Genomic DNA, 15,225 nt, shown 5'->3' on the forward strand with positions numbered 1-15,225 from the left:
CTGTGCCCGTCCTGTGCGGCGCGCGACTCGCGTGAATCACGCGGGTGACCGTGGCTCACACCAGGTGCGCGAAGACGACCAGGTTGTCGGTGTAGTCCCGCACCGTTCGGTCGTAGTCGCCCGCACAGGTGATGAGGCGTGCCTCGGCCCGCGGGGTGTCGCCGTAGACGCGGTCGCTGGGGAAGTCCGCCTTGGAGAAGGTCTCCGCGCTGTCGACCCGGAAGGTGGCGGTACGGCCGTCGGCGCGCTCCACGGAGAAGACGTCGTCCTTGCGCAGTTCGCTCAGGCCGGCGAAGACGGCGGCCGACGTCTTGGTGTCGACGTGCCCCGCGATCACCGCCGTGCCCGTCTCCCCGGGCGCGGCACCGTCGGCGTACCAGCCGACGAGGTTGGTGTCGGCGGCCGGCGGCGGCTGGAGCTGCCCGGTGGCGCCGAGGGACAGGTCGGTGAAGGGCGCGTCCACGCCGATCTTCGGGATCAGCAGACGCACCGGCCTCGACCAGGGCAGATGCGGTCCCGCCGAGCTTCCCGAGGGAGCCGCCCGGGCGGGCGGGGCCGATACGGCGGCGTGGTCCGCGCGCGGTGCGCGGGAGGTGCCGGGCGCGGGGTCGTGGCCCGTGAACAGGGCGATGGCCAGGAGCAGCCCGGCCGCGGCCCAGATCATCACGGGGCTCGTGCGCGAGCTCGCGCCGGGGGCCGGGTCGTCGCCGGAGGGAGGAGAGGAAGGGGCTGCCATCGGGAAGAACACCTCACTCGGACACGGCAGTCGAGCGGACGGGACGGGGGTGGGAGCGGCCGGGCCGCCACGGGGGCGCGTGTGGCGGCCCGGGCCGCTATCGCGTCCGGCATGGCTCAGGCCAGGGTCGCGACGGTCTTCCTCCGCCGCGCCGCGAAGAGGCCGGCCCCGGCGAGGCCCAGGACGGCCAGGCCGCCCGCGGTCACCGTCGGCGTGGCGAGCGCGCCGCCACCGGTGTGCATGCCCCCGTGCGGCTTCTCGTGCTCACCGCTCCAGCCGCCCGAGTCGCTGGACGAGTCCTCGCCGTGCTTGCGGTAGGTGTCCGGGTCGAACCGGGGGTCGGAGGAGCCGCCGCCCCAGTTGTCGCCCTTGACGGCGGTCAGCGCCCCGCCACCCGTGTGCATGCCACCACGCGGTCCGTCGTGGCTGCCGTCCTTGTCGTGTTCCTTGCTCCAGGAGGAGGAGTCGTGCTCCTTGCCGGTGGAGGAGGACGAGTCGTGCTCCTTGCCGGTGGAGGAGGACGACGAGCTGTCCGGACTCCAGCCGCCGTCGGCCGCGTAGGCGCCGGGGGCGGTGATCGCCAGGACGGCCGAGGCCGCCGCGGTGGCCAGGAGCATGCGAGCAGAGCGCATAGGTGGTTTTCCTTCCGTCGTGGCCTGGGCAGCTGGCGTGGTGTCAGCTGAGGTGACCCGGCCCCGACGTGAACCACCGTCAGCGCGGTGGCGCTCGGCCACCACTCAAGACGATCACGCGGGTGAACGGCATGGGCCGGCCGGGCGGTGTCGCACCGCCCGGCCGGCCCTTTTTGCCCCGAGCTCAGGTCAGTGCCGTCACCGCCGTCAGGACATGACGCAGCGTCGACTCGGCGTCGTCCACCGGTCCCGCCGAGCGCCAGGCCACGAACCCGTCGGGGCGGACCAGTACGGCGCCCCCGTGCTCCGTGCCGTGGCACTGCGCCCAGTCCGCGCCCTCCTCGGGCACCAGCTCGGCCTCGGGCCCGGTGCCCACGCGGTACGACACGAGGGGGGCGGGCGTCCGCGCGGCGAGCCGTACGGCCGCCTCGTGCCAGCCGCCCGGCTCACCGGCCCCGCTCAGCAGGACCAGGGACTTCTCGTACAGGTCGAGGGTGGAGATCCGCTCGCCGTGGTGACGCAGCCACATGTGCGGGGCGCGGCTGCCGGGTTCACCCGTCAGGACGAGGCCCTCCGGGACGACCGGGGCGGCGGGCTCGGTGCCGACGACGGCGCCCTGCGGATAGCGGTAGCCGAGGGCCACGTTCAGGATGCCCCGCTGGGGGCCGCCGGCGCCCGCCCCGGGCGGCGGCGCGAAACCGGGGTGGCTGTGCTCGGCCGACCGCGCGGCGGCCCGGGCGCTGGTCGCCTCCGCCACCGGCCGCCGCTCGGCGTCGTACGTCTCCAGCAGCCCCTCGCCCGCCCAGCCGCCGAGCACCGCGGCCAGCTTCCACGCGAGGTTGTGCGCGTCCTGGATACCGGTGTTGGAGCCGAACGCGCCGGTGGGGGACATCTCGTGGGCCGAGTCGCCGGCCAGGAAGACGCGGCCCGAGCGGTAGCTGCGGGCGACGCGCTGGGCGGCGTGCCAGGGCGCCCGCCCGGTGATCTCCACGTCCAGGTCCGCCACGCCGACGGCGCGCCGGATGTGGTCGACGCACCGCTCGTCGGTGAACTCCTCCAGGGATTCGCCGTGTTCGGGGTGCCAGGGCGCGTGGAAGACCCAGTTCTCGACGTTGTCCACCGGCAGCAGCGCCCCGTCCGCCTCCGGGTTGGTCAGGTAGCAGACGATGAAGCGGCGCTCGCCCACCACCTCGGCCAGCCGGCGGGAGCGGAAGGTGACGCTGACGTTGTGGAACAGGTCGCCCGGGCCGCTCTGGCCGATGCCGAGCTGTTCGCGGACCGGACTGCGCGGGCCGTCGGCGGCGACCAGATAGTCGGCGTGGACGGTCGTGTGCTCGCCGGTCTCGCGGCTCTTGACCACGGCGGTCACGCCGTCCGGACCGGCGTCGAAGGACATCATCTCGGTGGCGAACCGCAGATCGCCGCCGAGGCGCCGGGCGTGCTCCAGCAGGACCGGCTCCAGGTCGTTCTGGCTGCACAGGCACCAGCCGCTGGGGCTGAACCGGGCCAGGCCGCCGCCCGGGTCGATCTGCCGGAACAGCCACTCGCCCGCGTCGCCGACCAGGGTCGGCGTCTGCAGGATGCCGTGGTTGCCGGCCAGGGTCGCCGCCGCCCGGTGGATCGCCGGCTCGACGCCGGCCACCCGGAACAGCTCCATCGTGCGGACGTTGTTGCCGCGGCCGCGCGGGTGGATCGAGGTGCCGGCGTGCCGCTCGACCAGCGTGTGCTCCACCCCCAGCCGTCCGAGGAACACAGACGTCGACAGACCGACCAGGGAACCGCCGACGATCAGGACCGGCGTCCTGTGGACGCGGGCACCCGTGTGTTGCGCTTCTTCGTTCATCACTCGCCTCCGGCGCGTCGTCTCCACCGACTCGGCCGTGTTGGGGTCGGCCCTCCATCCATGCCCCGCACAACTGACAACGGGTCAGATTTCACCCGTCCGCAGGCGCGCACGCCGGGCCGGCGCGCGCTCCCCGCACCACCGGCCGGTGGTCCCGCGATCTTCGGGGTTCCGTGGGCAACGCTTGCCCAAGTGGGTTGTCCGGTAACGGTGTTCAGGCGGCGCGGGTGCGACCCGACCCAGGGGGCCGACGAGGACGGCGTCCGCACCGGCGGCATCGTCGAGATCGCCGTGGTCGCCGTGGTCGGCAGGGCCTTCCTTGTGCCGCGCCGGAGTTGATCGCACGGCCCGGGCTCCCCTGCCTCCCGGGCCGCCTGCGCCGTCGGAGTCCGGTGCGAGGATGTGGGCACCTGGGACGGGCGGAGCGGGAGGGGTGGCGCGGTGGGCGTGGGGGAGGAGCCGGCGGCGCCCGTGGGGCGGCGGGCCAGGGAGGTCTGCGAGCGGGGCACGCGGCTGTACGAGGCGGCGCGTGCCGTACTCGACGATCACGCCCGCGCCCTGGAGGCGGTGCGCTCCGCCCTGGCGCCGCTGAAGGACGAACTGGTCGCCCGGGAGCTGGAGTCCATCCCGGTGGCCCGGCTGAAGGACGCCACCGAGGGCAGGCTGCGGCTGGCGGCCGTGGAGGCGGCCGGGTTCACGACGGTGCGGGCGGTGCACGAGGCGAGCCGGTACGAACTGCGCCGGGTCCCCGGGGTCGGCGCCCAGACCGCCGACCAGGCCCTCGCCGCCGCCCACCAGATCGCGGCGGCCGTCGCGGAGACCGTCTCCGTCCGCATCGACGTCGACCGCCCCGAACCCCGCACCACCGCCCTGGTCGTCGCGCTGCACCGGCTCGTCGAGGCCGGACCGGAACTGCGCAGGGCCGTCGACACCGCCGGTCGACTGGAGGGCGAGCTCGCCGAGTTGCTGCCCGCCGCCCGCCCCGCCACCGGCCGGCTCCGCCTGGCACTCGCCGGCCGGTCCCGCAGGGAGGCCGCCCTCGCCGCGACGACCCGGCTGTCCGCGCTGGCGGCCGAGGCGGAGTCGGCGGGCACCGGCCTGGAACTGGCGCAGGCCTCGACCGACCTGCTGCGCGGACCGGCCTCCGAGATCGAGGCCTGGGTCGACTTCGAGCTGCGCTCCGCGGAGTACTACAGCCAACTCGCCGAGGTCTCCGCCCACCGCACGGACGAGGCGGCCGCCGAGGGCTTCCTGCCCTCGGAGGTGGCCGAGCGGGTCCGCGCCCAGCCGCTCGACGACACCCACCGCCGGGTCTCCCTGCGCGGCTACCAGTCCTTCGGTGCCCGCTTCGCCCTCGCCCAGCGGCGCGTCGTCCTCGGCGACGAGATGGGCCTGGGCAAGACGGTCCAGGCCATCGCCGCGCTCGCCCACCTCGCGGCCGAGGGGCACACCCACTTCCTGGTGGTGTGCCCGGCGAGCGTGCTGATCAACTGGACGCGCGAGATCCGCTCCCGCAGCACCCTGCGGCCGGTGCCCGTGCACGGCCCGGACCGGCGGGACGCGTACGCCGAGTGGCGCGAGCGCGGCGGCGTCGCCCTGACCACCTTCGACCTGCTGCACACCCTGCCCGCGCCGGACGGCGACGGGCCCGGGATGCTCGTCGTGGACGAGGCGCACTACGTCAAGAACCCCGACACCCGCCGCGCCAGGTCGATCGCCGCCTGGACGGGAACCTGCGAGCGCGTGCTGTTCCTCACCGGGACCCCGATGGAGAACCGCGTCGAGGAGTTCCGCACGCTCGTCCGCCAACTGCGGCCCGAACTGCTCCCCGGCATCCGCGACAGCGACGCGGTCGCCGGCCCGCACGCCTTCCGCAGAGCCGTCGCCCCCGCCTATCTGCGCCGCAACCAGCAGGACGTGCTCACCGAGCTGCCCGCCGTCCTCCACGTGGACGAGTGGGAGGCGTTCGGCGCGGCCGACGAGGACGCCTACCGCGCGGCGGTCGCCGCGGGGAACTTCATGGCGATGCGCCGGGCCGCCTACGCCGCCCCGGAGAAGTCCGCGAAGCTGCAGCGGCTGCGCGAACTCGTCGCGGACGCGGCGGCGAACGGCCTGAAGGTGGTCGTGTTCTCGTACTTCCGCGACGTGCTCGCGGCGGTCGGGTCGGCCCTGGACGGCACGGCCCTCGGCCCGATCGCGGGCAACGTGCCCGCCGCCCGCCGTCAGCGCCTGGTCGACGACTTCACGGCGGCCGACGGCCACGCGGTGCTGCTCGCGCAGATCGAGGCGGGCGGCACCGGCCTCAACCTCCAGGCGGCCTCCGTGGTGATCCTGTGCGAACCGCAGGTCAAGCCGACCCTGGAGCACCAGGCCGTGGCCCGCGCCCACCGCATGGGCCAGGTCCGCCCGGTCCAGGTGCACCGCCTGCTGTCCCCCGACAGCGTCGACGAACGCCTCCTGCGCATCCTGAACGACAAGAGCCGTCTGTTCGACGCCTACGCCCGCCGCAGCGACACCGCCGACGCCACCCCGGACGCGATCGACGTCTCGGACGCCGACATCGCCCGCCGGATCGTGGAGGAGGAGCAGCGCAGACTGGCGGCCGAACCGGCCGGCTGACCGTCAGATCCCGTCCACCCAGGCCACGGTGAACGGCTCGTCGGGCACGCCCGGACCCATCGGGCCGCCCTTGTCGAACTGCGACCGTACGACCAGCAGCCGGCCGTGGAGACGGGCGAGCGTGGTCGGGATCTGCAGCGCGGAGTCGCTGAACCGCCGCTCCAGCCGGGCCGAGGAGCCGTCCCGGGCCAGCCGCCACCGGCTGAGGGCGTCGACGGCGTTGTGCGCGGCCCACAGGGTGCCGTGCGTCAGCTCCAGGCCGTCACCGTGGGTCAGGTCGCCGCCGGTCATGCCGACGACGAACAGGTACCGGCCCGACGGATCGACCACGATCCCGTTGAGGAACAGGCCGTCCGGGGCCGCCACGCCGCTCAGGTCGTAGGCGGCGTCCAGCGTCGCGCCGCCGCGGCGGGCGCGGGCGAGGTCGGCCGGGGTGACGCGGTAGACCACGGGGCGGGAGCTGTCGGTGAGGTAGGCGGTGCCGTCCGGCCCGATCGCCAGGTCGTTGACGAAGGACGGGGCGTCGCCGGGGACGGTGAGCCGGGCGAGCGGTGTGCGGCCGGGCAGGTCGTACACGTCCACCCCGGCCGTGGAGTCGACGACCCACAGCCGCCCGGCCCGGTCGACCTTCAGGCCGTTGGCGGTGGTGCGGCCGTCGGCGCCGGCCGCGAGGAAGACCTCGGCGGCGCGGCTGCCGCGCGCGGCCCGGTACACCGCGCCGGTCGTGTACGAGCCGACGTACGCGTCGCCGGTGCGCGGGTCGAGTGCGATGCCCTCGGGATAGGCGCGGTCGTCGGGGAGCGTGAACGCCGTGGAGATCCGCGGCGCGGCGGCCGCCCGGGCCGGGCCCGCCACGGTGACGGCCAGCGCCGCGGTCGCGGTGGTCAGAAAGGTACGGCGATGGATCGAACGGGACACGTCGGTGCCTCTCACTTCGGATACTCACTACCTTCAGCGCACGAATCTAAGTTAGAGCTCTAATGCTCGTCAATGCATTAATCACACAGCGTGATCTCATCGCAGAAAGAGGCCGTTACCATGCGCAGATGACGTCCATGCCCGTGTCCGAGCGCCTCGGCTCCCACATCAAGCGGGCCGAACAGGCTCTCAGCGCGACGAAGGCCGCCGTCCTGAGACCCGCGGGCGTGACCGTCGCCCAGTACTCGGCGCTGCTGCACCTCTCCGAGAACCCCGGCATCTCGGCGGCGGCCCTGGCCCGCCTGTGCGGAGTCACCCCGCCGACGATGAACACCGTCCTGAACAACCTCCAGGACCGCGCCCTCATCGAGCGCACCCCGCACGAGTGGCACAGGAACGTGCTGGAGACCCGTCTCACCGACGCGGGCCGCGCGGTCATGGCCGACGCCGACGCCCGCGCCGTACGCGTGGAGCGGGCGCTCGCGGCCGAGTTCACGGACGAGGAACGCGCCGCCCTGGCGGGCCTGTTGGGGCGGTGCGTGGAGCTCCTGGAGAGGGAGCGGCCCTAGACCCTAGCGATACTCCTCGATGTCCTCCGGGTCCTCCTCCGGATACGGCTCCGGGTCCGTCACCCACCCGGCCGCCAGGACCAGCCGTGAGTGGCGGTGCAGCGCGAGGAAGCCGAAGGGGCGGTCGTAGACGGCCTCGACGACGGTGGTCGCCCAGCGGAGCCGCGGCATCGCGCCGCCCGGCATGCCGAAGGCCGTCACCGCCGCCGCCTCGAAGCCACGGGCGTGGAAGCGGGCCATCGCCGACTGCCGGGCCGACGCGACGAACAGCGGGTAGGCGCTGACACCCGGGAAGGGACCGGGCTCGCCGTCCTGCGTCGCCGTAGCCAGGCCGAACACCTCGGGCCGCTCCAGCAGATCGTGCTCGGCCGTCAGCTCGAACGCCACGGTCTCCACGTCCAGCGACGGGGGATCGGGCGTGGCGGACCGCTCCTTCACCACGCGCAGCCCGGGCCCGGCCTCCCCGTACGGCAGCGCCGGCCCCGGCAGCACCGGACACCTGCGTGCCAGCACGTCCACGCCCGCCGCGAGGACCTGACCGGGTGTCATCCGCTCCTCCCCGAGCAGCAGATGGACGTCGACGGCGTTGTCGCCCAGCACCTTCAGCTCGGTGACGTGCCCCCAGCGCGTGTCGGCCACGCCGATCCGGTCCAGCACCTCGGTGCGCCGGCACAGCCCCAGCAGCGTCCGCCCGAACCACGGACCCGCCGCAGGCTCCGTCACGATCTCGGTGAACGGGCGCAGCCAGCGGGTCCGCAGCGCCAGCGCGCTCGCCAGCACCAGTTCGGTGTCCTCGTACAGCGCCACCGGCATCCGCTCGATCAGCCCGCCCGTCCGCTCGGCCGCCCACGCGTCCAGCGCCGCCTTGTCGGCCACCAGGTCGGCCGTGAGCACGCCGTGCGCCCCGACGGGCAGCCCCGCCTCCCAGCTTTCCCGCAGCTCCAGAGTCCGCCGGGTCCACAGCCCGAGCGCGCTGTCGACCCCGCGCATCGCCCCGAGCGCCCCGAGCAACTCCCGTGCCGCCGCGCCCGCTTGCCCGTCGGGCACGCCCAGCGCCTCCACCAGCTCCGTCCGGGCCGTACCCCCGGCCCCGTCGGCCAGCAGGCCGAGCAGCGGCCACACCCCCGCCGCCGAGAACACCGTGCCGGCCGGCGCCACCGCCGCCCACCGCGCGGTCAGGTCGTTGACCGCCCGGATCGTCCGATTCGTGATCCGCATTCCACCCCCGCCGGCCCCGCGCTTACCATGCGCCCAGCCGTACACCGCTCCCGCCACCGCTCCCGCAAGGCCGGTCGCCGCGTACGTCTCCGCACCCCTCCGCGCAGCTCCGGCCGCGCCGCCCGAACCAGGAGCACGGTACCCGTGTCCATACCGCCGCCCCCGGGGCCCCATCAGCCCCAGGAGCCCCGCACCCCCGCGCAGCCGCCGTACCCGTACCAGCCCTGGGGTCAGGGCTACAGCCCGTACAACCGCCCCGCTCCGGTCAACTCCCTCGCCATCGCCTCCCTGGTGCTGGGCATCGTGTGCTGCGTCCCCGCCCTCGGGCTGCTGTTCGGCCTGATCGCGCTCGGGCAGATCCGCAGGAAGGGCGAGCGGGGCAAGGGCATGGCGATCGCCGGGTCGGTCCTGTCGTCGGCCGGACTCGCCCTGTGGGTCCTGGTCCTGGCCACCAACGGCATCTCCTCGTTCTGGTCCGGCTTCAAGGAGGCGGCGCACGACCGCGGCAGCGCCTACACCCTCACCAAGGGCGAATGCTTCGACGCGCCGGACGGCTCCCTGGAGGGGGTGGCCTACGACGTCGACAAGGTGCCCTGCGCCGGACAGCACGACGGCGAGGTCTTCGCGGCCTTCAAGATGCCCGGGCCCGCCGCCTACCCCGGCGACGAGAAGGTCACCGACGTCGCCGACACCCGCTGCTACGCGCTGCGCTACTCCTACGCCATGGACGTGTGGGCCGTGCCCGACGACGTCGACGTGTACTACCTCACCCCGACCCGGGAGAGCTGGCGCTACGGCGACCGGGAGGTCACCTGCGTGTTCGGCAACACCGAGGACGGCGGGAGCCTGACCGGCTCGCTGCGCAACGACGGGCGGTCGCTGGACGCCGACCAGATCGCCTATCTGAAGGCCGTCGACATCGAGAACAAGGCCCTCGACACCCAGCCCGTGGACGACCCCGACGACGACCTGCGGGCGAGCACGGACTGGGCCGTGCGGATGGCGGGGGCGCTCGCCGAGGAGTCGCGCCTGCTGCGCGCCCACACCTGGCCGGCCGATGCCAGGGGCCCGGTCACGGCCGTCGCCAAGGAGGTGGAGACCATCCGCGAGCAGTGGACCCGGGCCGCCGCGGCGACCGACGCGGACGGCTTCTACACCGCCTACGACCGGATCATGGTGCTGTCGGCCCCCGGCAGGTCGGTCACCGCCCGCAAGGCTCTGGGCCTCGCCACCACCCCGCCCTCGGACGGGGCGGGCGACGGCGGTCGGGACGGCGGGGGAGACGCTTCCGAGCTCGAGGTGTGAACGCGGCTATAGCGGGGAGAAAGTGCCTGCGTAAAGCCCTCACCCGATACATGTCATCACATCGAGTGATTCCCTGGCCTTTGCTTGCACGGCGGAACCCACGGTTGCCAGGCTGTTGCTGTCTGTACAACCTGATGGGAGTGGCCAGTGACTTTCGGTGAGCAGCCGGCGTACTTGCGTGTCGCGGGTGATCTCCGCCAGAAGATCGTCAACGGTTCACTGCCACCGCACACCCGTCTCCCCTCCCAGGCGAGAATCCGCGAGGAGTACGGCGTCTCGGACACCGTCGCCCTGGAGGCGCGCAAGGTGCTGATGGCCGAGGGCCTGGTGGAGGGCCGCTCGGGCTCGGGCACGTACGTCCGCGAGCGGCCCGTGCCCCGCAGCATCGCCCGCTCCGGCTTCCGTCCGTCGGGCGGGGCGACGCCCTTCCGGCAGGAGCAGGCCGACGGCGAGTCGCGCGGCACCTGGGAGTCCCGCAGCGAGCAGACCGAGGCCGGGGGCGCGATCGCCGAGCGGCTGGCCATCAAGCCCGGCGACCGGGTGATGTGCACCCGGTACGTCTTCCGGGAGGCCGGCGAGGCGATGATGCTCTCCACCTCCTGGGAACCCCTCGCGGTCACCGGCCGCACCCCGGTGATGCTGCCCGAGGAGGGCCCGCTCGGCGGCATGGGCGTCGTCGAGCGCATGGCGGCGATCGACGTGATCGTGGACAACGTCACCGAGGAGGTCGGCGCCCGCCCCGGCCTCGCCGAGGAACTCCTCGCGCTCGGCGGCGTCCCCGGCCATGTCGTCCTCGTCGTCCAGCGGACCTTCTACGCCTCGGGCCGCCCCGTCGAGACCGCCGACGTGGTCGTCCCGGCCGACCGCTACCGGGTCGCGTACCACCTCCCGGTGAAGTAGCGCACACCTTTACGGCTGTTACCGCCGGAAGCACCCCCTCGGGGACCCTCTCCGGCGGCGCTCACGACCGCCCGCACGCCGGTGGAATCTGGCCGTTCTCGCAGGTGGTCCCGTACCTGCCCGGAATGCCCCTGACCGGATGCGTCGCCCCGCACGGACGGCGCATCCGGCGTCGCGCGCCCCCTTCGGTCTGGCCGGTTGCGTACCTCTTTGTGAAAAGCCGTATTCGCTGCGTGAAGCGAAGGCGTAGGCTCGGGCATATGCGGATTGCGGTTTCCTTAGCGGGCGGGGCGGTGGAGCGCGGTGAACGACGGCACGATCACTCTTCCCTGGCTCGTCATACGACAGGACGACAACGGCAATCGCTACCGAGTGGGCCGGTACGCGACCCGCGCCGAGGCCCAGAAGATCGCGGACAGCCTCGACGACCGCGGCCACAAACAGCTCTACTGGGTCGAGCGGATCGGCCAGAACGGCCAGCACGGAGCGAGCACGGTGAACTGATCGCCGGTGCCGTAGGCTCCCGCGCATGACGGATCGGATCGTGGTGGTGGGCGCGGCCCTGCTCGACGGCCCCCGCCTCCTGGCCGCCCGCCGCAGCGCACCCGCCGCCCTCGCCGGGCGCTGGGAACTCCCCGGCGGCAAGGTGGAGCCGGGCGAGACGCCCGACGCGGCCCTGGTGCGGGAACTGCGCGAGGAACTGGGCGTGGACGCACAGGCCCTGGCGCGCGTACCGGGCGAGTGGCCGCTGAAGCCGCCGTACGTCCTCCAGGTCTGGACGGCCCGTCTCGCCCCCGGCTCCCCGGCACCCGAGCCGCTCCAGGACCACGACGCACTGCGCTGGCTCGGCCCGGACGAGATCTGGGACGTCGACTGGCTCGACCAGGACGTGGAGGCCGTCCGCGAGGTGACCGGCGGCTGAGCCGCACACCACCGCTACGCCGTTCGTGCCACCGTGCGCCCCGCGGGACGGTACTCGCTCCTCGATATCGGGTATGTGCCCATTAACCCCAAGAAAACCTGACATGGGGTGAGCGTCCGGCCCGGGAAGTGATCGGCGTGATCGACACCGAAGGCGCCTGCGCCGAGTGGAGCTTTCCCGCCCGGCCCGGCGCGGTCAGAACCGCCCGCAGCGCCGTCCGCGGCCAACTGCACACCTGGGACCTGGACACCCTGGGCGACCTCGCGGCCCTGCTGGTCAGCGAACTCGTCACCAACTCCCTGCGGCACGCCACCGGCCCCATCGGGGTCCGCCTCGTCCGGCCCGCGGCCCTGCCCGGCGTGCTCCTGGTCGAGGTCTCCGACCCGCTCCCGGACCTGCCCCGCGAGCGCGTCGCCCGCCCCGAGGACGAGAGCGGCCGGGGACTGCAACTGGTCGCTCACTCGTCCCGCCGCTGGGGTACCCGGCCCGGAGGCGCGGGCAAGACGGTGTGGTTCGAGCTGGCGGTGCCCGGATGAGGGTCCCGACGCCGTACGCGGCCGCCCGGGGTGCCGACCGCGGGACCGGGGCCTCGCGGACCGGTGGCGGAGAGTGTGGTTCGACGCCGTGTCCGCTGGTTAGAAGACTGGAAGTGTTGTCACGGCCGGGACCGAAAACCGCCGGGAACGTGCTGTGATCGTGAACACCGTGTTGCGCGGCGCCGTAGTGCTGGATACTGCGGGCAGCCGCCCCCGGTGACCGGTACCGGGCGCGGTGAGCTGGAGGGGACGGTTCGCGTGAGCGAGATACCAGCGAAGGCCACGGAGTCCGAGGACCCGTCGGACGGCGCGAGGAGGAGTGCCGCGGGCGATCCCGCGGCGGACACGTCCCGCGCGTCGACGGACGGGCCCGAGCTGTCGTCGTCACACAGGGCGACCCGAGACACCGGTCTCGGTGACGAACCCTCCGCCGACGCCATGTGGCAGAGCAGCCCGCCCGGCTCGATCTACGACTACATCAAGGTCGCCTCCTTCTCCATCGGCCCCGACGGCCTCGTCGACCAGTGGAGCCTGCGCGCCGAGCAGCTCTTCGGCATCCCCGCCCGGCGCGCCCTCGGCATGGACCCCATCGAGGCGTTCGTCGACCCCGACCTGCGCGAGCAGGGCCAGCGCAAGATGGCCGAGATCCTCGACGGCCGGGAGTGGACCGGCGTGGTCCCCTTCCGGGCACCCGGGACGGCCGGGGAGGGCGAGAAGGAGGGCCTGGCCGAGGTCTACGTCATGCCGACGCGGACCGAGGAGGGCGAGAAGGCCGCCGTCTGCATCGTCGTCGACGTGCGCACCCTGCGCAGCATCGAGACCGACCTCGCCGCCTCGCAGTCGATTTTCGGTCAATCCCCTTTCGGTTTCCTGCTGATCGACCCCGATCTGCGGATCCGCCGCGCCAACCAGCAGTTCGCCCAGACCTTCGGCGGCGCCTACGGCAGCTCGCCCGAGGCCCACCGCGGCCGCGGCGTCCACGACTACCTGCGCAGCCCGGAGGCCGAACGCGTCGCCGCGACCCTGCGCCGGGTCCTGGAGACCGGCGACTCCATCACGGACATGCACGTCACGGGCTTCCTGCCGGGCTCGGAGGAACGCCGGCACTGGTCGGTCAACCTCTACCGGGTGCACAGCGGCTCCGGACGCCCCATCGGCATCGCCTGGCTCGGCATCGACATCACCTCCCGTCGCGCCGCCGCCCGGGAGGCGGCCGCCGCACGGCGCAATCTCGCCCTGCTGAACGAGGCCGGCGCCCGCATCGGCAACTCCCTCGACCTGGAGACCACGGCCCGCGAACTCCTCGACGTCGTCGTCCCCGGCTTCTGCGACCTCGCCACGGTCGACCTCTACCAGGGCCTGCTGGCCGGCGACGAGACCCCGCCGGGCCTCGCCGACGGCAGCGCCCAGCTGCGCCGGGTCGCCTTCGCCAGCGCGGTCTCCGACGCCCCCTTCATCGGCTCCGGACCGCCCGTCGCGGTCGGCGCCGTCCACCACTACCCCTTCAACTCGCCCTGCGCGGACGCCCTGCGCACCGCCCGCCCCCAGCTGGTGCCCGCCGAGGAGGGCGGCCTCGTCCAGTCCACGCTGGCCGTCCCGATGGTCGCCCACGACACCGTCGTGGGACTCGTGCAGTTCGCCCGGACCAAGGGCAGCGAGCCCTTCGGCGACCGGGACCGCGATCTGGCGGTGGAGCTGGCGGCGCGTGCCGCGGTCTGCATCGACAACGCCCGCCTGTACCGCCGCGAGCACGAACGGGCCCTGATACTGCAGCGCTCCCTGCTCCCACCGGGCGACCCGGTCGCCGCCGGCCTGGACATCGCCTGCCGCTACCTGCCGGGCAACTCCTCCGCCGACCGCCCCAGCGAGGTCGGCGGCGACTGGTTCGACGTCATCGAACTGCCCGGCCACCGCACGGCCCTGGTCGTCGGCGACGTCATGGGCCGCGGACTGCGCGCCGCGGTGGCCATGGGCGAACTCCGCTCCGCGGTCCGCACGCTCGCCCTCCTCGACCTCGAACCGGCCGAGGTGCTCAGCGCGCTGGACGAGATCGCGCGGGGCCTCGGCGCTCCGGGCGGGGTCCAGCAGGCCACCCGCGCGGCCCGGCGCCCCCGCGAGGCCGACCTCTCCGAGGTGTACCTGGCGACCTGCGTCTACGCGGTCTACGACTCGGTGACGCGCCGCTGCACGTTCGCCAACGCCGGGCATCTGCCGCCGGTGCTCGTCGAGCCGGGCGAGGACGCTCTGATGCTGGACGTGCCGCCCGGGATGCCACTGGGCGTGGGCGGGGAGCCCTTCGAGGAGGTGGAGGTCGAACTCCCCGAAGGCGCCCTGCTCGCGCTCTACACGGATGGACTGGTCGAAAGCCGCGATCACCCCCTCGACGAGGGCCTCCAGGCGTTCGTCGGCGCGCTCACCGATCCCACCCGCCCCCTGGAGGACGTCTGCGACCACGTCCTCAACACCCTCGACACCCACCACGGCGAGGACGACATCGCCCTGCTGATGGCCCGCGTCCAGGGCCTGCCGACCGACTCGGTCGGCGACTGGACGCTGCCGCGCGAGCCGCGCAGTGTCGGGCGGGCACGGGAGTACGCGCGCGGACAGCTGCTGTCGTGGGACCTGGAGCCCCTCGTCGACACCACGGAACTGCTGGTCAGCGAGCTGGTGACGAACGCCCTGCGGTACGGCGAGGGGGAGATCCGGCTGCGGCTGCTGCTCGACAGGACCCTGGTGTGCGAGGTCTGGGACTCCGGCCTGGTGCAGCCGCGCCGCCGGCGCGCCCGGGACACGGACGAGGGCGGCCGCGGGCTGCAGCTGGTGGGACTGCTGAGCGCGGCCTGGGGCTCGCGGCGGACCCCGCGGGGCAAGACGGTGTGGTTCGAACTGCCGTTGCCCGACGGGGAGACGGGGCTGGCGGACCCGGCGGAGGCGTTGCTGAGCCTGTTCTGAGGCGCGGTTCCGGCGCGGTTCCGGTGCCCTGGCGCGTGCGGGTTCGTCGTGGCCGGTCGCGCCGTTCCCCGCGCC

General features: G+C 73.7%; 14 protein-coding genes. 9 read left to right on the plus strand and 5 right to left on the minus strand.

Features of this window, described 5'->3' with window-relative positions:
• Positions 1–55: 55 nt before the first annotated feature.
• From M8J74_RS01095 to M8J74_RS01105, 3 genes are all read right to left on the minus strand, one after another.
• Positions 56–736 (minus strand): class F sortase, encoded by a 681-nt coding sequence (locus M8J74_RS01095; protein WP_249834571.1) that lies wholly within the window; start codon positions 734–736, stop codon positions 56–58.
• 116 nt (positions 737–852) lie between these two features.
• Positions 853–1,368: a hypothetical protein gene (locus tag M8J74_RS01100; RefSeq protein ID WP_249834572.1), complete on the minus strand. Its 516-nt coding sequence runs from the start codon at positions 1,366–1,368 to the stop codon at positions 853–855.
• Positions 1,369–1,552: 184 nt separating this feature from the next.
• A complete protein-coding gene (locus M8J74_RS01105; RefSeq protein ID WP_249834573.1) occupies positions 1,553–3,211 on the minus strand; it encodes an FAD-dependent oxidoreductase in 1,659 nt (552 codons plus the stop codon).
• Between the two features lie 192 nt (positions 3,212–3,403).
• Between M8J74_RS01105 and M8J74_RS01110 the strand changes: the two genes are divergently transcribed.
• Positions 3,404–3,550 carry a hypothetical protein gene (locus tag M8J74_RS01110; protein ID WP_249834574.1) on the plus strand — a complete coding sequence of 49 codons (147 nt, stop codon included), beginning with the start codon at positions 3,404–3,406 and terminating at the stop codon, positions 3,548–3,550.
• Between the two features lie 108 nt (positions 3,551–3,658).
• Positions 3,659–5,830, plus strand: coding sequence for a DEAD/DEAH box helicase (locus M8J74_RS01115; RefSeq protein WP_249834575.1), 2,172 nt, complete (start codon positions 3,659–3,661; stop codon positions 5,828–5,830).
• 3 nt (positions 5,831–5,833) lie between these two features.
• On the opposite strand, the gene M8J74_RS01120 is transcribed toward M8J74_RS01115, so the two are convergent.
• Positions 5,834–6,748 carry an SMP-30/gluconolactonase/LRE family protein gene (locus M8J74_RS01120; RefSeq protein WP_249834576.1) on the minus strand — a complete coding sequence of 305 codons (915 nt, stop codon included), beginning with the start codon at positions 6,746–6,748 and terminating at the stop codon, positions 5,834–5,836.
• A 128-nt stretch (positions 6,749–6,876) separates the two neighbouring features.
• On the opposite strand from M8J74_RS01120, the gene M8J74_RS01125 reads away from it, so the two are divergent.
• Complete coding sequence (locus M8J74_RS01125; RefSeq protein WP_249834577.1) at positions 6,877–7,317, plus strand: MarR family winged helix-turn-helix transcriptional regulator; 441 nt, start codon at positions 6,877–6,879, stop codon at positions 7,315–7,317.
• Positions 7,318–7,320: 3 nt separating this feature from the next.
• On the opposite strand, the gene M8J74_RS01130 is transcribed toward M8J74_RS01125, so the two are convergent.
• The gene (locus M8J74_RS01130; RefSeq protein ID WP_249834578.1) at positions 7,321–8,535 is read right to left on the minus strand and encodes a serpin family protein; all 1,215 of its coding nucleotides are present in this window, start codon (positions 8,533–8,535) and stop codon (positions 7,321–7,323) included.
• Between the two features lie 144 nt (positions 8,536–8,679).
• On the opposite strand from M8J74_RS01130, the gene M8J74_RS01135 reads away from it, so the two are divergent.
• From M8J74_RS01135 to M8J74_RS01160, 6 genes are all read left to right on the plus strand, one after another.
• Positions 8,680–9,840, plus strand: coding sequence for a DUF4190 domain-containing protein (locus tag M8J74_RS01135; protein WP_249834579.1), 1,161 nt, complete (start codon positions 8,680–8,682; stop codon positions 9,838–9,840).
• Between the two features lie 147 nt (positions 9,841–9,987).
• Positions 9,988–10,740, plus strand: coding sequence for a GntR family transcriptional regulator (locus tag M8J74_RS01140; RefSeq protein WP_058923447.1), 753 nt, complete (start codon positions 9,988–9,990; stop codon positions 10,738–10,740).
• 303 nt (positions 10,741–11,043) lie between these two features.
• Positions 11,044–11,244 (plus strand): SPOR domain-containing protein, encoded by a 201-nt coding sequence (locus M8J74_RS01145; RefSeq protein ID WP_249834580.1) that lies wholly within the window; start codon positions 11,044–11,046, stop codon positions 11,242–11,244.
• 25 nt (positions 11,245–11,269) lie between these two features.
• On the plus strand, positions 11,270–11,662 hold the full coding sequence (locus M8J74_RS01150; RefSeq protein WP_249834581.1) for a (deoxy)nucleoside triphosphate pyrophosphohydrolase: 393 nt from the start codon (positions 11,270–11,272) through the stop codon (positions 11,660–11,662).
• A 128-nt stretch (positions 11,663–11,790) separates the two neighbouring features.
• On the plus strand, positions 11,791–12,198 hold the full coding sequence (locus M8J74_RS01155) for an ATP-binding protein (RefSeq protein ID WP_249834582.1): 408 nt from the start codon (positions 11,791–11,793) through the stop codon (positions 12,196–12,198).
• A gap of 258 nt (positions 12,199–12,456) precedes the next feature.
• Entirely contained in the window at positions 12,457–15,150 is a 2,694-nt protein-coding gene (locus M8J74_RS01160) for a SpoIIE family protein phosphatase (RefSeq protein ID WP_249834583.1), read from the plus strand.
• The last annotated feature ends 75 nt before the right edge of the window (positions 15,151–15,225 follow it).

The organism is Streptomyces panaciradicis, assembly GCF_023516615.1.
Taxonomy (GTDB): Bacteria; Actinomycetota; Actinomycetes; order Streptomycetales; family Streptomycetaceae; genus Streptomyces; species Streptomyces panaciradicis.